We start from the raw sequence: 19,034 nt of genomic DNA, 5'->3' as shown, positions 1-19,034 counted from the left end.
GCGGGTCGTCTCTGCTGGTGCTGGAGTGGGGAAAGCTTCGATGGGAGGAGGATGCGGGAGGAGCTCCTTCGGACGGCAGGCGGCGAATCTTCAGCGGCACCAAGGGGTTTTGGATTCTGGCGGCGTTGCGCGCCGTCCAGGAGGGGCTATTCTCTCTCGACTCCCCCGTTTCGGAGACGCTCGAAGAGTGGCGCGTCGATCCCGTCAAACGGAGCATCACCGTCCGAGAGCTTTTGAACTTCACCAGCGGTCTCGATCCGGGCTTCTTCCTGCACACCGAGAGCTTCGAGAATCGAAATGTTCGCTCTCTCTTTTTGCCCCTGCTGGCCCGTCCCGGAAGGGCATTCCTCTATGGTCCGGCTTCTCTCCAGGTGTTCCACGAGTTTTTTCGGAGACGCCTGCTGCCGCACCGGGAGACGCCGACCCATTTCCTGGAAACCCGCGTGCTCTATCCGCTGGGGCTGGGCCGACAGCGGTACTTGGAAGACGGGTCCGGCAATCCGCTCTTGGCGACCGGCTTTCTTTTGCGGGCGCGACAATGGGCCGCGATCGGCAACGTTCTGGTACATCGCGGATCGCCCGTCGTTCGGCCGGAGATCTTGGAGGAAGCGCTTCGCGGATCGCCGGTCAACTCCGCTTTCGGGATGGGGTTTTGGAACAATCGCGCCGCCGCCTTCCCGGGTGCGCGCGAGGTGAACGTCGAGGAGATGCTCTCTCGGCCGTGGAGGAGCCAAGATTGGCACAATGCCTGCCTCTGGCGCGATGGCCCGACGGATCTGGTGGCGGCGATCGGCTCGCACGGCCAACGCCTCTATGTCATTCCGTCCCGAGGGTGGATCGTAGTCCGCCAAGGATTTAGCTATTCCTTTTCCGACGGAGATTTTCTGCGTCTGCTCCTGCCGGGAGCGCGAGCCGCGGAGCGACTCACGGCGGGTTCGGATTCCTCGAGTTCCGCGCGGAGGTAGGCGGGAGTCTGGGACTTCTCGTCGCGACGACGAGGGAGGCTTCCTCCGCTTTCCATCGGTAGCCGAAGGCGAAGGGAAGCGGAGGGGGGTGGGCATTGGCGGTCATCGCCGCCAGATCCGGCTGATAGAATTCGCGGAAGATTAGGATCGGACCGCGGTAGAGGCCGAAAAAGCGGAGGTTCCAGCCCGAGGAAAAGAACCGGATCGGGATTCCCGAATCGTCCTGGAGCACCAGCGTGCTGCGGGTGAGAATCAACCCGCGCAATTGGGAGAAGCCGTTGCCGTGCAGCAGGTAGGAGGCGGCCTTGAGCAAAGTCGGTCCCCTGGGTATGTTCCCGAGGTAACGGGGGAGGCCGCTGGCTGCGAGCGATCCGTCCTCCAAATTTACTGGAAAGTAGGAGAGCCGTTGCTCGCGCCCTTCCGGTCCCAGGAAAAGAAGGGAGACGGCCCCTCCGGCCCCGCCGCGTTCGACCGAGAGGAGACGGCAGCCATCCCGAACCAGGAGCACCGAATAGAGCGGAAGGAGCCCGCCCAAAACCGATGAGGCCGTTAGTCGACGCGTCTCCTTCGTGACGGAAAAGCTCCATTGGAGAAGCCATTGCAGGGACTGACGAATACGAGGGAGCTCTCCATCCAGGTTGGAGGAGAGCAGGCGCCCGAACGAGGGGGGGAGACCGGGTTCCTCCCGGGAAGCCAACACGTAGATCGAGGCGCGCGGGAAAAAGCAGCGAGGATAGATCGCGTCGGGGCCGCTGAAGGGATAGAAGACCGGGTTGCTCGACGAGAAGGACGTTTCCAGGAATTGGGCGGACCACTGGCGGATCGGGTCGAGCTGGAAATGGCGGAAGTATTCCCAGAGTCTGTCCATCTCCTTGGCATGCTCTTGCCAGGAAGGACGTGCTGCGAGGCTTTCCAAGGGCGATCCCGGACCCGGATGGATGCCCGCAAGGAACCGGGCGGCCTCGTCCAACTCCGTAGGCGGTGCTTGCGGTTGGGCGGCGGATCGGACGATGGGCGTCCAGAGCAAGGCGGCGACCAGGAAGAGGTGGGCGGAGCCGGGTTTCATCATAGGGAAGAGGGACGGGTTGCCGGAGGACCTCCCCGTTGCACCAGAGCGTATAGGGGCAGGCCGAAAAGAAGGGTGGCGAGCCCGGCCAGAGATTCCTTCGGCATCATCCGAAAGAGATCCCAGAGCATCCAGAGGCAGACCGCGAGGAATACCACGGGTGTCCATGGATAGCCCCAGGCGCGATAGGGTCTGGGCAAAAGGGGCTCTTTCCAGCGGAGGACGAAGACGCCCAATACGGTTGCGAACCACGAAAGGGTGAGGGTGAATTGGATATAGGTGAGGATCTGAGCGAAGGTCCCAGTCGCCAGAAGCAGGACGACGACTCCATACTGGAAGAGAAGGGCGCGGGAGGGAACTCCCGCCGAGTTGCGGCGAGAGAGCCACCGGAGAGCGGCGTAGTCTTCCCCCAACGCCATGGTGACGCGCGGACCCATCCAGGTCATGGCGGCGATCGAGGAGAGCAGTCCGAGCGAAATCGCTCCGGCGACGATCCGTCCGCCGTATTCCCCGAAGATATAACGGCCGGCAATCATCCCGACCTCAATGATCCCCCGCATCTGGGCGATGGGAGCCGCATGGAGAAAGGCGGCGTTGAGCCCCACGTAGAGGACGGTGACGATCGTAGAGCCGATTGCCAGAGAAAGGGGAATGGTTCGCTGCGGGTTGCGGACCTCTTCGGCGATGTAGACGGAGGCGTTCCAACCCGAATAGGAATACATGACGTAGACGAGGCTGGCGGCAAAGGGAGCGCCCGCCATCTCGCGCAGCGCGGGAAAGGTCGGAGCGAAGGAGACGGGCTGTCCCTGCGCAAGCAGGAAAGCCGAAACGGAGAGCAGAAGGATCAGGAGAATCTTGAGTCCGGTCGCCGCTTCTTGAAAACGGGCGCGAATGTCCACCCGTCCCAGTTGGAGGAGGGTGACCAAGGTGGCGATCGTCCAGGCGAGCCACTTCGGGGAGGAGCCGGGGAAGGCGGCGGAAGCATAGGCGCCAAAGGCCATGGAAGCGAGGGCGATGGGCGCGCCGAATCCTACGGTCGAGGAAAGAAAGGCGGCGAGGAAACCGACGGCCGGATGATAGATCCGGCGCAGCAAGCTGTATTCCCCCCCGGATCGGGGAATGGCGGCGGAGAGTTCTCCGTAGGCAAGAGCCCCGCAGAGGGTGGCAACTCCGCCTAGAAGCCAGAGGAAAGAGATTGCGAAGGGCGTGGAGAGATTTTCGAGCTGAAATCCGAGGCTGGTGAAAACGCCGGTTCCGACCATGTTCCCGACGACCAGAAAGACCGCGGTCCGGAGGGGGATGCGACTCGTGCCGGAAGAATCTTCCATGGCGTCACCCAGGAAAGAAGCAGAAGCCGCTGGCAGTCAATCCAAAGCCTACGAGGAATCTCGGACGGGCTTGCAATGGCGGAAAACGCTGGTAAAAGGAGTTTTCCTATCGGATGTACTCCCCGCGCGTTCCTGTAAAAGGCGGTGAGCGACGGATTCCGAGTCGATGAAAAGCTTTCGCGAGGAACTCTGGTTCGAGCTACCGACTCGGCGCGCCTTCGTGAACATTACCGGGCAGCTGGAGAATTGCCTCCAAAAAAGCGGAATCCAAGAGGGCCTACTCCTCTGCAACGCGATGCACATCACCGCCAGCGTCTTCATCAACGATGACGAACGCGGACTCCACGAGGATTTGGAACGTTGGCTGGAGAAGTTGGCTCCCGAGCATCCCCATTCTCAATATCGACACAACGTGGGGGAAGACAACGCGGATGCCCATCTGAAGCGGACGATCATGGGCCGAGAGGTAGTGGTGGCGGTTACCGCGGGCCGGCTCGATCTGGGGCCATGGGAACAGATCTTTTATGGCGAATTCGATGGGAAACGGCGCAAGCGCATCCTCGTAAAGATCGTGGGGGAGTGAGAACGAAACCTCCGACCGAAGCCTTTGCTCTGCGCACGGCGTGGCTTGTTCTGGCCGGATTCCTCTGCGGATGCAGCTTGGTCGGCCCTCCTCCCGAGCTTTCTTGGGATCGAGTCCTGCCGGCGATTCATGACCGCTTTCCCGACGTTCCGAGGATTTCCACCGAAGAGCTGGCCAAGGAGCTCGAAAACGCCCGGCAGGCATATCCCGTCTTGCTCGATGTCCGGACCATCGACGAGTACGACGTCAGCCACTTGAAGGGAGCAATTCGGGTTTCTCCGAACGAACGGATCGGGACATCTTTCCGTGGCTTTCGGAAAGATCAACCGATCGTGGTCTATGACTCCGTCGGGTTCCGGGCCGCTTCCTTTGCGCGCCGGCTTCTGCAGGCGGGATATATCGATGTGAAATACTTGGAGGGCTCGATCTTCAAGTGGGCCAACGAAGGAAGACCCCTCTACCGGGGAGAGAAGCAGGTCCTGGTTGTCCATCCTTCCGATTCCTATTGGGGCCAGCTTCTCAAGAAGGAGCATCGGTCGGTCTCGCTTTTCGACTTGAGCGGCCCGGTCTTTTGAAGATACGGACGGTGCAAAAGAGAGTTGTCTTTGCCGCCGCGCTGGTCTAGGTGTTTTTTTATAGCTTCTTCGTCCAGTCTGCCTCGGTAGCTCAGCTGGTAGAGCAGGTGACTCTTAATCACTCGGTCGTAGGTTCGAGTCCTACCCGGGGCACGACGAATCATGGAAAACGGTTAGGGTCCCCGGAGACGACGAGGGCGGCTGCTTCGAGCGAGCCATGAGCGCGGTGAGCAAGGGGGGCGAGTCGACGGTCCGCCGACGTCGGTTTGTTTTCTTGGCCGTTCCTCTGCTCTGCTTTGTCTCCGCTTCCTCCTATGGGCGGGCGTTGGATGCGGACTCGCTCGCCAAGAAAATAGAGCCCTCCGTAATGCGAATCTTGGAAAGGAGCCCTTCGGGCACGGCCGTGCCGGCTGGTTCCGGTTTTCTTGTCTCCGCCGACGGGAAATTGGTGACCAATGACCATGGGAGCAAAAGAGCCGAGGAGCTAGCGGCTCAGGCGGCGGACGGGAGAGTCTATCGGGTGGTGAGCATCTTGGCCAGAGATGCTCGGGAGGATCGGGAGCTGCTGCAGCTCGCCGCCAAGGATCTTCCGTTCCTTTCCATCTCCTCTCCCCTCTCCGTCCGCGAAGGGGAGACCGTTGCGATCGTTCCGAACCGGTGGGCCGGGCAAGACCGCATCTCCTTCGGCACGGTTTCCCTCGTGCGTGGCTCCTCCGGGAAGAAGTTCCCGTTTGCGGTGAGCGGAGCGGTTCCTCGTCTCCACGCCGGCGCTCCGGTCATTGGAGCGGAAGGGCGAGTCTTGGGTGTTGCAACCGCGAGAGTGTTGCGAGCCGGGTCGGGCAAGATGGTCGTCGCCGTGGCTCCGATCGGCAAGGTCGTGGTGCTGCCGGGGGGTGGGGTCGCCGACCAAGTCGAGTCTCCGAGTGGCGGAGCCGTGGCGGAAAAGCCGAACCGCAATCCGATGGCAGATCTCTGGAAGCCTCTTCGGTCTTCTGCAGCGGGAGAAAATGCGGTGAATTCGGCGAGCGCCGATCCGGGCTCGAGAGAAAGGGGCGGCGAGGAAGAAGCCGCCTGGGGCCTTCTGCGTAGCGGCCGGTATGGGAAAGCCGCGGAAGCTTTCGAGGAGGCGCTGCACCGGAAGTCGTCGGACGCCCGGAACTGGCTCGGCTTCGGTTTGGCGAAACGGGGCCTCGGACAAACGGAAGAGGCCGCGACGATTTTTCGACAGGCTCTTCGGCTCGATCGATCCAGCAGAGAGGCTTGGCGCGAGTTGGGAGAGGTCGACTTGCGGCTCGGTCGATATGGGGAGGCGGCCGACTCTTTCGGCCGAGCGGTTCGCCTCGGGCCGCAGGATGCGCGGGCGTGGCTGGGAGTTGCTGAGGCTGCTGCCGCCTTAAAAAAGAGGCAAGAAGCGTCGGCGGCCTTGGACCAGGTGCGAGATTTGGCTCCGGCCGATGGGGAGATCTGGCAGGCGGCCGGAAAAGTCTACCTGCAGCTCGGCAAACGGGAGGAGGCTGCTATGGCATTTCAACGGGCGGCCGACTGCAATCCGGAGGATCCGCGGGCGTGGTTGGAACTCGGCCTTCTTTCAGTCGAGCTGAAGCGCACGGAGCGGGCCGAGGAGATTCTTCCGAAGCTTTTGGAGCTCGATCGGGAGATGGGCATGAAGCTCGTAGAGGCGCTGGAGAAGAGGTAGGCGCCTGCGTGCTTAGAAGATCATCCGGAAGCTGAGGATCCATGCGTTGGCATACTGCTCCAGAACGGAGACCTGATTGAGGGCGATCTGGTAGCCGATCCCGCCGGCGAAGGAGACGTCCTTCCCGGCGGAAAAGGGACCCAGGAGGAGCTGCGGGGTGATAAACAGGCCCGATGTGCCCACATCGAGGAAGCGAGTGATCGTCGGTCCGGAGCTGATTTCGACGGAAGGACAGAGCAGGCCGACGCGATATTGGAGGGCGAGGTTGTAGAGGAAAGCGCTCTCCAAGTTTCGGTTGTCTCCGTCGGCGTATTGCGTTCCGACATTGATCATCATATCGAAGGGGCCCCAGCCTTTCCCGAAGAGGAGCATGGGGGTCCAAACCCAGTGATCGGAGGGCTCCCTTGCTGTGAGCGTGCCGGTCGGGGAGAGCGCCCCGAGGTAGACCGAGAGGACAAAATTGTCTTCGTTTTCCGGAGAGGAAAGGATGCGCTCCTTGATGGCGAAGTTTTCTCCACGGAGCCCGGAGACGCCCCCTCCGGCCGGGGAATAGAGGTATTGCGGCAGCCCCACCGTGATCTGGACGGTGGGCGCGACCAGCAAGTCGATGCCCTTACCGTTGCCGAAATCCCACGACTTGTTGCCGCTGCTCTTGGTCTGGTCGTAGACGTCATAGCGCACCTGTTGCACAAGGTCCGGAGTAATCGTAATCAGGGGAGTGACCCATTGCGGCTGCCTGTTGCGCGATGCCACGGTCATTTCGTGCCAACGATCGAATGGGGATCGGTTCTGGGTCAGGGGAAAGGCGGCCCCCTCTAAATCCTCGGCGGCCACCTCATCCCCCGGCCAGAAAGTCTCGGCGGCCCTCCCGCCAGTGCTTGGCGGCAAGAGTCCTAAGATCGCGCAACGGAGAGCGAAGGCGAGCCAGGGAAGGGGGCGGCGCGCCCAGTGGGATCGATTTCGCATGGACGCTACACCATCCGCTCTCGAGCATCCGAATCCCCGAATTCCTGAAGGAGCTCGCTTTCGAGATTTTGGGAAAGGGTGGTGAGGGGAATGGAGTCGAGCCTGTCCTCGAAAGGGTTTTCGAGATTACGACCGATCTGGTTTAGCATCAGGAGGATGAAGGCGACAAAGGGAGAGATGACGATGCCAAAAAGGCCCGTCTCATCGGCGATTCCGAAGGGGAGGAGAAAGCTATAGGAATAGGTCAGCATTTCCAGGAAACGATCGTATTGCCGGGGGAAGGGCGTGTTTCGGATGCGCTCGCAGCCGCCCTGAACGTCGGCCATCCGGGTCAGGGTGCGATCGAGGGCGAGCAACTGAAAACCAGAGAGCGCCTTCCGCTCGCAGCTTTCCGATATACGGCGGCTCAAGTAGGCGAGGAGGGAGCTGCTGGCCTTCGATTGCTTGCGTAGCTTGCTCTCGAGTTCGGGAGAGGGGAGAAACGGCCGGAGATCGCCCCACTCCCGTTCCGCCTCTTCCCCGCGCAATTCGATTCGGAGGGCGTGGATGAAAGCGACTTGAAGGAGAACGAGCTCCCTTTGGATTTGTCGGGCCTTTTCGGGATCGACTCCATCGACGAAACTCAGGATTTGGCGCAGCCAGGTACGCGACGCATTGGTCAGATGCCCCCAGAGAATGCGCGCTTCCCACCAGCGCGCGTACGCTAAGTTGGTTCGGAAGGCGAGAACGACGCCGATCAACGCCCCCATTAGGGCGAGCGGTTGATCCGGCATGGCGATGACTCGCAAGACGTGCGTGCGGAGGTCGCTTGCATACGCGAGGATGGAGAGGATCAGAATCAGCAGTAGCGGCTTCCGGATGGGGGCTAGGCTATAGTGCCAGAAGCGGTCGAATACGGAGCTCATGGGGATCGGTCGGCCGGCTTTCCGGAAAAAGAGAGCCATGTTCTCAAAGAGGGCCGCAAGAAGAATATGCAGCTTATATACTTCGTTTGACCAATGGCACCAAAGCGTTGTCGATCGACCGGTCCGAGGGGGAGAACGGTCTGAGGGATGGACAAACCTCTTGACAGAGAGAGGGGGAAGACCAAGGCTCTGAACGCAGAAGAGGGAGCGGACCGCCTCCCTTGGCCCCCGTGTTCTCCGTCGCTCGCATGACCGCCGTAATCTACGCTCGAGGGTACTATTGGAGGCAGTTGCCTCTAGGAGAATTGTCGGCCGCCTTTGCGCTCCTCGCTCTGGGCGTGCTGCTGCGCGGCTTATCGAAGCGATGGCATCCGAAGCCGATTCGTTGGCGGACGCCCGGCGAGCCGGAAGGATGGCGCGAAGGGATTCTGAGCGCGATCTTCCCTCCCCTCGAAGCGGGTCTCTTGGGGACCGCCGCGGTGATGATCGTGTTGGCGGCCTCCAACTATCTCCGCCACTTTACCGGGAAAGGGTTGCCGCGCCTCTCGATCGTAGTCGGGGTGGAGGCCGTCTGGTCGCTGGCATTTTGGTGGTTTCTGGCCCGGTTCGCCGCCGTCAGCCTGCACTGGATCCAGAAAAAGACCGGTATCGGCCGCGGGGAGTGGGCCCTCCTTCTCTTCCCTCGGGTCGCCCGCTTTGCGTATTTTCTGGTGCCTGCGATCGGGCTAATCGCCGTAGAAAGCTTCCCTCTCCCTCATTTCTATCGGCTGATCCTCCACAAGGTTTTGGCCATTTATACCATCGGCCTCGTCGGTCTTGCCGCTGGGCAGTGTGTGGCCGCCGTCGCCGATCTCCTCTTGCAGCGCCATCCGATGCGCCTTCCGGATGCGGCAGCCGATTTGCGCTCCCGAAAGATTCATACTCAAGTGCGGGTTGCGTCGAGAGTACTCTATTTCCTCATCGGCCTGGTAACCCTCTCGTCGGTGTTGATGCTCTTTTCCGAGGTTCGTCACTTGGGCGCGAGCCTGCTTGCCTCGGCCGGTATCGTCGGCGTGATCGGGGGGCTGGCGGCGCAGAGGACGATCGGCAATATCTTTGCGGGGCTGCAAATCGCTTGGACGCAACCCGTCCGGCTGGGGGACGTCGTGGTAGTGGAGGGGCAGTGGGGGACGATCGAAGAGATCACGCTGACCTATGTCGTGGTCGCCGTCTGGGATCAGATACGCCTCGTCCTCCCGATCAGCTATCTGATCGAGCATCCCTTCCAAAATTGGACGCGAAACTCGAGCGAGCTCTTGGGAACGGCTCATGTCTTCGTGGACTACACGATGCCGGTGGAGGAGATGCGGAAATATCTCCTGGAGATCTGCCGGAAGAATCCCCTTTGGGACGGCCGAGTGGCGGTCGCGCAAGTCACACATGCGACCGAGCGGACCATGAACGTCCGTCTCTTGGTGAGCGCGCAAAATTCTTCGAAGCTTTGGGATTTGCGCTGCGCGGTGCGGGAAGAGATGATCGCGTTTGTCCGGGAGCGCTTTCCGGAATGCCTTCCGAAGATCCGTGCGGAGTGGGAAGCCGTGGAAAAAAGCAGCAGGAGCAATCTCCTCGATGGCTGAGTCGGGGAACGAACGAGAGCGACCGGGATTGGCGCCGAGGGCACGTCCGGAGATTCATCGAAAGGTGAAGAAGCTGCTGCGCCGGCTGGCGCTGCCGCAATCCGCAAGAGTGCTCGATGTACCCCTCGGGCCGGGGGCCATGGCCGAGCAGCTACGCCGGGACGGCTTTTCGGCATGGGGCGCGGACCTCGATTTGGCTCAGTCCGAAGGGCTCCATCCTTCGATTCGGCGGGAGCGGGCAGACCTCAATGGTCCCTTGCCCTTCCCGGATCAATTCTTCGATCTGGTCCTTTCGCTCGAGGGGATCGAACATCTCGAAAATCCGTTCCAATTCATTCGGGAGATCGCCCGAGTCTGTCGGCCGGGAGGTTATTTGATCCTTTCCACGCCGAACATCTGCAATCTCGAAGAACGGCTGAACTTCTTGGCCCGCGGAACTTTTTATCGGTATATCCCGGCTCGGGAGTTTGCGGAGCGTGGGAGCGGCTTCGATCACCAGAATCTCATGACCTGGGTGGAAATCCGGCAGTTGCTCGATTGGAACGGTTTTTCGACGCTCGGGCTCTTCCGCGACAAAATCAAATGGAAGCAGCTTGTCTTCCTGGGACCTTTAGGCTTCTTCCTTTGGGCATTCGGCAGGCTCCAAAGCCGCCAGAGACGGGAAAAGTATTGCTGGGGGGAGACCGAATCGGGGCCGGTGCTCTTCGGGGGGAGCACCTTGATCGTTTTGGCGAAAAAAGAAGCGAAGCGCGCGCAATGAGCACAGAGGCCATCTACCGGGCCGTGCTGCCCCTGCTCCGATCCCATCTGCCGGCCGGCGGACGCTACTTGGATGTAGGGAGCGGCACCGGAGAGCTGCTCCGGCGGGTGCGCGCCGGCTGGAGAGGCTCGAGCTTCGGTTGCGACTACACCGGCCAATGGATGCAGCTTCCCGGACAGAAGGTCGACGTAGCCGATCTCAATCGGGATCCACTCCCGTATGAGAGCGCCTTCTTCGATGCCGTCAGTTGCACGGAGGTGATCGAGCATCTCGACGACTACCGCCGTCTGCTTCGAGAGATTTTCCGGGTACTTCGACCGGGGGGAATCGTCGTGCTCTCGACCCCGAACATTCTGAACCTCAAGTCGCGGCTTCGCTTCCTCTGGTTCGGATTTTGGAACCTCTTCGGACCCCTCTCGTTCTCTCAGCGGATTCGCTTCGACACCGACGGTCATATAACCCCGGTGCACTATTTCCACCTCGCCCACGCACTGCACGAGGCGGGCTTCACGGAGCTCGGCCTGACGGTCGATCGCTGGCAGCGCTCCTCCCTCTTCTCTCTGGTCCTCCTCTACCTGCCCATTCGGATTTTCGGGGGGATCGCCTATCGACAGGAGGAGAGGCGCTACCGGACGATTGCTCCGGAGAACGCGCCGCACGTGAAAGCGGTGAACGCCTTGCCTCTCCTCCTGGGGAGAACATGCATAATCTGGGCGAGGAAGCCTGTCGGCGCAGAGGACGGCGCACTGCGGGGCTCGGCGAGCGAGCGGCATGCGGAGCGGGACAATGAAACGGCCTCGGATCGCCGTCGTTAGCCTCTTTTACGGGGAATCCGGGGGTGCCGAGCTTTTCGCCAGCGAGGTGGCCGATCGGCTGGCGGAAGCGGGAGAATTCGAGATCCACGTCCTCGCCCACAGGTGGAAGGATCGGACCGGGAGGATCGCCTTCCACCGTATCGACTTTCGAAGATGGCCCCGGTCGATCCAAAAGCTCTCCGTCTGCCTTGCGGTTCGGAAGGTGGCGGCCGCTGAGCGATTCGACCTGATCCATAGCCATGAATTGCTCGACGTCGCCGACGTGGTCACTTTCGGCGCGCCGGTCGCGCTCTGGCCGAAAATCCAGAAAAAGAACGGGGCGCATCTTCCGACCCTCGTCAATCGCCGCATCGAAAGGCGATTGCTCTTTTCCGATCGACTCCGGTGGGTTCTGGCCAACTCGAAGGAATCGATAGGCTGGTTGCTGGACGAGTATCCCGGATTGGCCAAGAGGCCGGTCGAGATTCGGACTCTCTATCCGGGGGTCGATGTCCGGCGCTTTGCTCCTCCCGGCCCGGAGGAACGCGCGGCGGGTCGGGCCGAGCTGGCGGGACGCTTCGGGTGGAAAAGGACCGATCCGATCGGCCTTTTCGTCGGAAACAATTGGAGCCACAAAGGTCTGCGGACCACGTTCCAAGCCCTCAGCCTCCTCCGGCAGCGGGGCTATCCCGCTCGGCTGCTGGTGATGGGCAGCGACCGGAAAAAAGAATGGTGGTTTCAGGAAATGATCGACTTGGGCCTGAAGGTGGACGACGTCGCCTTTCTCGGGGAGATCGGCGATGGTAGGGAGCTCTATTTCCAGAGTGCGGATTTTCTCATCTTCCTCTCCCGCTTCGAAAGTTTCGGTACCGTGGTTTTGGAGGCAGCGGCCTCGGGGTTGCCGGTGATCCTCAGCGGACGGGTCCCCGCCAGGGAAATTCTTCCCGAAGAGGGAAGGCAGCTGATCGAAGATCCGATGGATTGTCTCGGAGCGAGCCGGGCCATGGAGCAGTGGATCCGGAACCCGGTGGCAAGGGAGAAGTGCGCTTCTCAAGCGGCCCGAGCGGCTCGGGCCTATTCGTGGGAAGCGGCCGCCGATGCGACCGCCGCGGTCTACCGCCGCTGCCTGAGTCGGAAAGCCCAATGAAGGGCGGAGGCCGCGCAATCCCTCTCTTTCCGCCATCGGGCGGATCAGATGCCGAACCGAGAGAGCGCTTGGGCAATTCCCCGGGAAGCCGGAAGCCCCGCTAGATATCCGCCCTGGTCACGCACGCGCGCTTTTACTTCGGGAATGGCATTCGCCGGACAGGTCAAGAAGGCGGCATAGCGCCGATCGAGCATGGGGAGGTCGTTGTGATGGTCCCCGGCGGCCAGCGTGGAGGAGGCGTCGAAGCCGATCTCCTTTTGCACCGCTTCCAACGCGCTCCCCTTATGAATTTCCCGATGGGAGAAGCGAAAGCCCTCGAAGTTGCGCTGCACGGAGAGATCGGGAAAGGAAGCAATCCAATCGAGAATGGTTGCGTGGATCCGGTCGGCTTCGGCGGCGTCCGAAGCCAGGATTTCCAAAGGGGACCATTCGGCATCCTGATAGACGGCCTTCGTCTCGTGCCGAAGAAATTGGCGCAGCCTTTTCCAGAGCGGGAGCGTGGCAGCGAAAAGGTGTCGATGGAGCTCCGCGCTGCGTTGATTCCATGCTCGATGGGGAATCGGGATCCGGCGGTCGATCCGATAGACTTCCCGTTCTCCCAGGACGACCCAGTCGGGCCAGTAGGGGAAACCCCGCTGCTCGAATTCGAGCCGCAGGCTTTCCCAAGGCCGACCGGTGTTGATGACCCAAACGGCCCCTTCCTGCTTCCGCAACCGATCCAGGCAAGCAAAAAACTCGGAAGAGATCGAACGGTTTTCCTCCTCGATGCCGGGAAGGAGCGTTCCGTCGAAATCGGTGCAAACGAGTCGTAGGGCCATGAGTCTCCTCGAGCGGAAAGTAGCAGACGCATCCGCTCTTTAGCACAAGCCCGAGCTCCGCGCAAAAGCTCCTCCCGCATCGACCGATCGGGCGAAGAGAGATCGGACGAGGCACAAATCCAATCGGTAGCCGTAAGCAAGATGCAGGTCGGGAAGAGATTGCGGAACGGGAATAATGTCACGAAATTGTAACATTCATTCTCGACTTCGATTGGTTAAATTAGCGCGAAGCAACATCGATTTCGCAAGATGATCCTCATCTCGAGAAGGGCGGCCCGCGTCGATCAAGGAAATCGATGAGAGTCGGAGCGAGTCGCAGAGAACGGACAAGAAGGAGATAATCATGCTGTTGGAGCTTTTCTTTAAAGGCGGACCGATCATGTGGCCGATCGCGCTTCTCGCCGTAATCACGACGATCGTCCTGGTGGAGAGGGGCGTCTTCGTTTTGCGCGCGAGACTCCAAAAGGAGCCGAAAGCGGTTCGCACGATCTTCGATCTCGTGGAGCGGGGCGCGATCGACGAAGCCGTCGCGGTAGCAAGCCGATCCAAGGATCCGGTCGCGCAGGTATTGGGCGAAGGGCTGCGCCATCGCGACAGCTCTCTTACCGAAGCTTTGTCCGAAGGAGCCAGCGACCTACTTCATAGGTATCATCGAGGGCTTGTGGTGCTCGATACCGCGGTCACGCTCGGTCCGCTCCTCGGCCTCTTGGGAACCGTTACAGGAATGATGCGGGCCTTCAGTCTCGTGGGAGGCGGGGAGCTCGCCGGGAAGCAGGCGGCGATCACCGGCGGGGTCGCCGAATCTCTGTTGGCGGTCTGCTTCGGCTTGGGGGTCGCGATCGTGGCGATCGTGCCTCTCAACTTTTTGAATGCTCGGGCCGAAAAGGTGCGCCGGCAGATCGAGGCCTCTGCGACCCGTTTGGAGATGTTGCTGGCCCGGAAGGGATCGGAAGCATTCGCGCTCGATCGAGCCGCCTAGCAGCCCGGATCTCCAGGAGAAGTTCCCTTCATGCGCGTCGTCTTGCAGGATCGCCACCGGCCGAGGCTGGAAATCATCCCGTTCATCGACGTGATGTTCTTCCTCTTGGCCACGTTCATGATCGTCTCTCTTTCGATGACCAAGAACGAGGCGATCTCGATTCGTCTGCCCCAGGGTACGACCACGGTGACTCAGAACCCGAATGATCAGATGATCGTCACGGTGCTCGCCAACGGAGATTATTCCGTGGGCAAGGAAAAGGTGCCGGCGGCCGATATCGCCAAGAGGCTTGCGCAACTGAAAGCGGCGAATCCGGATCCCAAGGTTTTCGTGACGGGAGAGTCCGATGCGCCCTTCGAGCGAGTCATTCAAGTGATCGATGAGGGTCGGAAGCTCGGGATCGGCCGGATCGCGATTCAAACGACCAAGACAAAACCAACAGGCTCCGGCGCTCCGGCCGGAAACGCGCCGACGGCGCAATCGAGGCCGGCTCCCCAGCAGAGCCAATCGACACAACCCCAACACAATTAGCCAACGGTAACGGCAAGCCATGGAAAGAAACGACTATATCGGCTACCTGGTCTCCCTCCTTTTCCACGGGACGATTCTCTTCGTAGTCGGGCTCTTTTTCATCCAGCGGATGGAATACGGGATCCAGGGGGGAGTGAGCGCGACCGAGGTGGACCTGGCCGAGCCACCGGCCCCCGAACCGGCCCCACCGGAGCCGACTCCGCCGCCGCCTCCCCCTCCCCCGGAGGAGATGGCGCTCCCGACCCCGGAAGCAAAGCCCGCACCTCCGGCCCCAGTCGTCAAGCCCCGGCCGGTGGTCCGAAAGGCGCCCGGGCCTACGGGACCTCCCAGCGTCGCGAGCAGGGGCGTGCAAATGGCGGTGCCCGATTATTTGCGGAATCCGCCACCCGCATACCCCGCCTCCGCCAGAGCGGCAGGGCATCAAGGGCGGGTGATTCTCCGCGTGCATGTCTCGGCGGAGGGAAAGCCCGAATCGGTCGATCTTCTCCACAGCTCCGGTTACAGCGAATTGGATCAAGCGGCGCTCGAAGCGGTCCGTCGGTGGAGGTTCCGTCCGGCCCGCATGGGTCCCATAGCGGTCCCGATCAATGCCGACGTTCCGGTCAACTTCGTCCTCAAAAAATAGGACGAAATCGGACGAGGAGCCGGCTCGCGGTTTCTCCGCGCAGGCTAGCCTTGTGCATCCGATCGGGTCCGGATAGCCTGAAGCCGTGTTCACCCCGGAGCGGAAGGCTTTTCTAGAGCTGGCGGAAAGGGGCAACCTGATCCCCGTCTACCGGGAGATCGTCGCCGATCTAGACACGCCCGTTTCGGCCTATGCGAAATTGGGCTCGGATCGTCCTTACGCCTTTCTTTTGGAGTCGGCGGAAGCCGGGCGCTTCGGACGTTACTCCTTTCTCGGAGTGGATCCCCTTCTTGTTTTGACCGTTCGGGATGGCAGGATGCGCATCGACCATCGGGACGGGCGGAGGGAGGAGGGCCCCTGCCGGGGGGATCCGTTGCGGGAGCTGGAGCGACTGATGGGCCGGTTTCAGCCCGTTTGCGTCGAAGAGCTTCCTTTTTTTAGCGGAGGAGCCGTGGGCTTCCTCGGCTACGAAGCGGCTACCTATTTCGAACCCGCGATCCCTCGCGCGCGTTGTGCGGATCTCCATACTCCGGATCTGCTCTTCCTCCTGGCCGACAGCGTAATGGTATTCGACCATCATGAACGGCGGATCAAGCTCGTCGCCCATGCGTGGGTCGAGGGAGACCCCGATGCCGCCTACCTCGAAGCGACGGAGCGGCTCGACCGGATGCAAGCGACGCTCAGCCACGGGGTCCAGCGACCTTCGCTCCTTCGGCCGGAAGCCGTGGGGGACCTCCCTTTTAGGGCCAACATGACGCCGGAAGAGTATGTCCGGATGACGGAACGGATGGCCGAGTATATTCGTGCAGGAGATATCTTTCAGGTCGTCCCCTCGCAGAGGCTCGAAGTAGAATTTCGCGGAGACCCGCTCGATCTCTACCGGGCGTTGCGGCTGGTGAATCCGTCCCCTTACATGTTCTGTTTGCGCCTCGGCGACTTTTCCCTGGTGGGCTCCTCGCCGGAAGTGCATGTGCGCTGCCGGGAAGGGAAAGCGCTGATGCGGCCGATTGCGGGAACCCGTCCTCGGCCCGAAAATCCGCGGGAAGAAGAGTCGGTCGTCGAAGAGCTCCTCTCCGATCCCAAGGAACGCGCCGAGCATGTCATGCTCCTGGACCTGGCCCGCAACGACCTCGGGCGCGTCTGCTCCTACGATTCCGTGCGGGTGGCCGATTTCCTCGTCGTGGAGAAGTACAGTCATGTTCTGCACATCGTTTCCAGCGTGGAGGGACGTCTGCAGCCGGGAAAGAACCCTTTCGATGTCCTTCGGGCCACCTTCCCGGCCGGGACGGTTACGGGCGCTCCCAAGGTCCGGGCGATGCAGATCATCGCGGAGCTTGAGCCGACCGAACGGGGACCCTATGCCGGCGTAGTGGGCTACTTCGGATTTTCCGGGGCTTTCGACTCCTGCATTGCCATTCGGACCGTGCTTTTGCAGCGGGGGAAAGCGTTCCTGCAAGCGGGAGGCGGTCTGGTAGCGGATTCGACCCCGTGGGGAGAGTATCGCGAATCGTTGAACAAAGCCAAGGCGGGCTTGAAGGCTCTTGCCCTGGCAAATTCCCTCCGGTAGCTTGGAGCATTCGCAAAGATGCTCTTGGTCATCGATAATTACGACTCCTTCACCTACAATCTCGTCCAGTACTTCGGCGAATTGGGGGAGGATCCGGTCGTCTTTCGCCATGACGCCATCGAAGTCGAAGCCATCGCCCGTCTGGCTCCGGATTGGATCGTCCTCTCCCCGGGCCCGAAAACGCCGAAGGAAGCCGGGATCTGTTGCGACGTGATCCGTTCGCTGGGGGCGAGCTTCCCCATTCTCGGGGTCTGCCTGGGGCATCAATGCATCGGCGAGGTCTTCGGAGGTCGGGTCGTCCGTGCCGCTCGGTTGATGCACGGAAAGACATCGCCGATCCTCCATCGGGGGCAAGGCATCTTTTCTGGAATTCCCTCTCCCTTCGAGGCGACTCGCTACCACTCCCTTTTGGTGGAGCGGGAGACTCTTCCTGAATGCTTGCGGATCACGGCGGAGAGCGATCAAGGGGAGATCATGGGCCTGGAGCATTGCAGCTTGCCGATCTACGGGGTGCAATTTCATCCGGAATCGATCCTGACTCGGGAAGGAAAACGGATCCTGGAAAACTTCCTGAACCTGCGTCCCGAAGCCCGCCGCATTGCCAGGGAGAGCCCGGGAAAGGCAGCCTCGCGGTAAGTCGAGGCGGGTTTTCGGCATGCGCTTTCTTCTGCAAAACCCCACGTTTGCGATGGCCTGCGAGCAGTTCGATCAGGCGGCCGATCTGCTCGAGCTGCCGCAGAACCTGAGGGAGCGGACCAAATGGCCGAAGCGGCTGGTGGCCGTCGCGGTTCCGGTTCGAATGGATTCGGGGGAGGTCGTCGTCTTCAACGGGTATCGTGTTCAGCATCATCTCTCGCTGGGGCCCACCAAGGGAGGGATTCGGTATGCTCCGAGCGTCGACATGGGCGAGGTATCCGCTCTCGCGATGTGGATGAGTTGGAAGTGCGCTCTCATGCAACTTCCGTACGGAGGCGCCAAGGGGGGAGTCGCCTGCGATCCGGAAAAGTTGAGCCGGAGGGAATGCGAGGCGCTGACGCGGAGATACACCCAGGAGCTGATCTCGTTCATTGGATCCCGATCCGACATTCCCGCGCCGGATCTGGGAACCAACGAACAGGTCATGGCATGGATGATGGACACCTACTCCACCCATGCCGGCTACGCCGTGCCGGAGATCGTCACCGGGAAGCCGGTTCGGATCGGTGGCTCTCTGGGGCGACGGGAAGCCACGGGAAGGGGGGTCGCATTCTTGGTCAACCAAGCCGCGGCGTTGTGCAAGCTCTCTTCTCCCTTGCGGGTGATCGTGCAGGGCTTTGGAAATGTGGGTTGCCATGCGGCGCTCGAGCTCGCTCGAACCGGGGCGACCATCGTGGGGGTTTCGGATCGGACGGGAGCCGTCCATCGGGCCGAGGGAATCGACGTTGTGAAGCTCCAGCAGCACGTCTCGGTCCACGGAGGAGTTCGAGGGTTTCCGGGAGCCGAACCGATCGATGAGCGGGAAATCTTGCTGCAGCCCTGCGAGGTCCTCATCCCGGCTGCAGTGGAGCGGGTGATTACCAAGGAGATCGCGGGGAAGCTGCGGTGCCACATCCTGGCGGAAGGAGCGAATGGTCCGACCACTCCCGAGGCGGACAGGGTGCTGGCGGAGCGTCCCGAGATCTTCGTTTTGCCCGATATCCTCTGTAACGCCGGCGGGGTCGTCGTGAGCTATTTCGAATGGGTGCAGGATCTGCAGAGCTTTTTCTGGTCTGAGCGGGAGGTCTATGACGCCCTCTACCGCATTCTTGCGCAAGCTCTCTCTGCGATCCTTAAGCGTGCGCGAAAGCAGAATCTCTCGCTGCGGATGGCCGCATTGATGATCGGAATCGAGCGTGTCGCGGAAGCAAAGAAGATGCGCGGCCTCTTCCCCTGATGCCCTGATCCTCTTTTTGCTTGCTCGGGAGCAACATCATGAGATGCTTACAGAAGCACTCGATTGTGTGAGTCGGCTCGGCCGTGCGTGCTCTTTCCCTTTTTTTCTCGCTTACCGCTCTTCTCTCTCTTTCCGCCCTTGGTCAGGACAAGGCGGGAGAGCCGGGAAAACCCTCCACAGAGGCGGTCGCCCCTGCCGCAG

The 19,034-nt window shown here is 61.3% G+C and carries 19 protein-coding genes and 1 tRNA gene; 15 read left to right on the top strand and 5 right to left on the bottom strand.

Annotated features, from left to right (window positions below):
• Positions 1-965: serine hydrolase domain-containing protein (locus FN369_RS06500; protein WP_142525379.1), on the top strand; the 965-nt coding region annotated here is incomplete at its 5' end.
• Here the strand turns inward: FN369_RS06500 and FN369_RS06495 are convergent.
• Both FN369_RS06495 and FN369_RS06490 read right to left on the bottom strand, forming a co-directional pair.
• Positions 925-2,034, bottom strand: a complete 1,110-nt coding sequence (locus FN369_RS06495) for a hypothetical protein (RefSeq protein ID WP_142525378.1) — start codon at positions 2,032-2,034, stop codon at positions 925-927. The two genes, FN369_RS06500 and FN369_RS06495, sit on opposite strands and share 41 nt — an antisense overlap.
• Positions 2,031-3,359 carry an APC family permease gene (locus FN369_RS06490; protein ID WP_142525377.1) on the bottom strand — a complete coding sequence of 443 codons (1,329 nt, stop codon included), beginning with the start codon at positions 3,357-3,359 and terminating at the stop codon, positions 2,031-2,033. The genes FN369_RS06495 and FN369_RS06490 overlap by 4 nt, the downstream gene beginning before the upstream one ends.
• A 166-nt stretch (positions 3,360-3,525) precedes the next feature.
• Here FN369_RS06490 and FN369_RS06485 point away from each other — a divergent pair, with 166 nt between their 5' ends.
• From FN369_RS06485 to FN369_RS06470, 4 genes are all read left to right on the top strand, one after another.
• Positions 3,526-3,942, top strand: coding sequence for a secondary thiamine-phosphate synthase enzyme YjbQ (locus FN369_RS06485; protein WP_142525376.1), 417 nt, complete (start codon positions 3,526-3,528; stop codon positions 3,940-3,942).
• Complete coding sequence (locus FN369_RS06480) at positions 3,939-4,517, top strand: rhodanese-like domain-containing protein (protein WP_246189590.1); 579 nt, start codon at positions 3,939-3,941, stop codon at positions 4,515-4,517. The genes FN369_RS06485 and FN369_RS06480 overlap by 4 nt, the downstream gene beginning before the upstream one ends.
• An 80-nt stretch (positions 4,518-4,597) precedes the next feature.
• A tRNA-Lys gene (locus tag FN369_RS06475) sits at positions 4,598-4,670 on the top strand.
• 64 nt (positions 4,671-4,734) lie between these two features.
• The gene (locus tag FN369_RS06470) at positions 4,735-6,213 is read left to right on the top strand and encodes a tetratricopeptide repeat-containing S1 family peptidase (RefSeq protein WP_142525374.1); all 1,479 of its coding nucleotides are present in this window, start codon (positions 4,735-4,737) and stop codon (positions 6,211-6,213) included.
• Between the two features lie 12 nt (positions 6,214-6,225).
• Here FN369_RS06470 and FN369_RS06465 read toward each other — a convergent pair whose 3' ends face one another.
• Positions 6,226-7,179, bottom strand: a complete 954-nt coding sequence (locus FN369_RS06465) for a hypothetical protein (RefSeq protein ID WP_142525373.1) — start codon at positions 7,177-7,179, stop codon at positions 6,226-6,228.
• Positions 7,180-7,184: 5 nt separating this feature from the next.
• A complete protein-coding gene (locus FN369_RS06460) occupies positions 7,185-8,084 on the bottom strand; it encodes a bestrophin family protein (protein ID WP_178087721.1) in 900 nt (299 codons plus the stop codon).
• 230 nt (positions 8,085-8,314) lie between these two features.
• On the opposite strand from FN369_RS06460, the gene FN369_RS06455 reads away from it, so the two are divergent.
• Genes FN369_RS06455 through FN369_RS06440 form a run of 4 tightly spaced genes read left to right on the top strand, consistent with a single transcriptional unit; the run spans position 8,315 to position 12,401 of the window.
• A complete protein-coding gene (locus tag FN369_RS06455) occupies positions 8,315-9,700 on the top strand; it encodes a mechanosensitive ion channel family protein (RefSeq protein ID WP_246189591.1) in 1,386 nt (461 codons plus the stop codon).
• A complete protein-coding gene (locus FN369_RS06450; protein WP_142525371.1) occupies positions 9,693-10,460 on the top strand; it encodes a class I SAM-dependent methyltransferase in 768 nt (255 codons plus the stop codon). Before FN369_RS06455 ends, FN369_RS06450 begins: the two co-directional genes overlap by 8 nt.
• Entirely contained in the window at positions 10,457-11,275 is an 819-nt protein-coding gene (locus FN369_RS06445; protein WP_142525370.1) for a class I SAM-dependent methyltransferase, read from the top strand. Before FN369_RS06450 ends, FN369_RS06445 begins: the two co-directional genes overlap by 4 nt.
• Entirely contained in the window at positions 11,247-12,401 is a 1,155-nt protein-coding gene (locus FN369_RS06440) for a glycosyltransferase family 4 protein (RefSeq protein ID WP_178087720.1), read from the top strand. Before FN369_RS06445 ends, FN369_RS06440 begins: the two co-directional genes overlap by 29 nt.
• A 44-nt stretch (positions 12,402-12,445) precedes the next feature.
• Here FN369_RS06440 and FN369_RS06435 read toward each other — a convergent pair whose 3' ends face one another.
• Positions 12,446-13,219 (bottom strand): HAD family hydrolase, encoded by a 774-nt coding sequence (locus FN369_RS06435; protein WP_142525368.1) that lies wholly within the window; start codon positions 13,217-13,219, stop codon positions 12,446-12,448.
• A gap of 343 nt (positions 13,220-13,562) precedes the next feature.
• Between FN369_RS06435 and FN369_RS06430 the strand changes: the two genes are divergently transcribed.
• From FN369_RS06430 to FN369_RS06405, 6 genes are all read left to right on the top strand, one after another.
• Complete coding sequence (locus FN369_RS06430) at positions 13,563-14,198, top strand: MotA/TolQ/ExbB proton channel family protein (protein WP_142525367.1); 636 nt, start codon at positions 13,563-13,565, stop codon at positions 14,196-14,198.
• 30 nt (positions 14,199-14,228) lie between these two features.
• The gene (locus FN369_RS06425) at positions 14,229-14,729 is read left to right on the top strand and encodes an ExbD/TolR family protein (RefSeq protein ID WP_142525366.1); all 501 of its coding nucleotides are present in this window, start codon (positions 14,229-14,231) and stop codon (positions 14,727-14,729) included.
• 19 nt (positions 14,730-14,748) lie between these two features.
• Positions 14,749-15,354 carry an energy transducer TonB gene (locus tag FN369_RS06420; RefSeq protein WP_142525365.1) on the top strand — a complete coding sequence of 202 codons (606 nt, stop codon included), beginning with the start codon at positions 14,749-14,751 and terminating at the stop codon, positions 15,352-15,354.
• 85 nt (positions 15,355-15,439) lie between these two features.
• Positions 15,440-16,921 (top strand): anthranilate synthase component I, encoded by a 1,482-nt coding sequence (trpE, locus tag FN369_RS06415; RefSeq protein ID WP_142525364.1) that lies wholly within the window; start codon positions 15,440-15,442, stop codon positions 16,919-16,921.
• Positions 16,922-16,939: 18 nt separating this feature from the next.
• A complete protein-coding gene (locus FN369_RS06410; protein ID WP_142525363.1) occupies positions 16,940-17,557 on the top strand; it encodes an anthranilate synthase component II in 618 nt (205 codons plus the stop codon).
• Between the two features lie 19 nt (positions 17,558-17,576).
• Positions 17,577-18,833 carry a Glu/Leu/Phe/Val family dehydrogenase gene (locus FN369_RS06405; RefSeq protein WP_142525362.1) on the top strand — a complete coding sequence of 419 codons (1,257 nt, stop codon included), beginning with the start codon at positions 17,577-17,579 and terminating at the stop codon, positions 18,831-18,833.
• The last annotated feature ends 201 nt before the right edge of the window (positions 18,834-19,034 follow it).

It is taken from the genome of Methylacidimicrobium cyclopophantes (assembly GCF_902143385.2).
In the GTDB taxonomy this organism is placed as follows: domain Bacteria; phylum Verrucomicrobiota; class Verrucomicrobiia; order Methylacidiphilales; family Methylacidiphilaceae; genus Methylacidimicrobium; species Methylacidimicrobium cyclopophantes.
The sequence above is the reverse complement of the archived record's forward strand: the minus strand, read 5'-3'. Positions and strand labels throughout refer to the sequence as shown.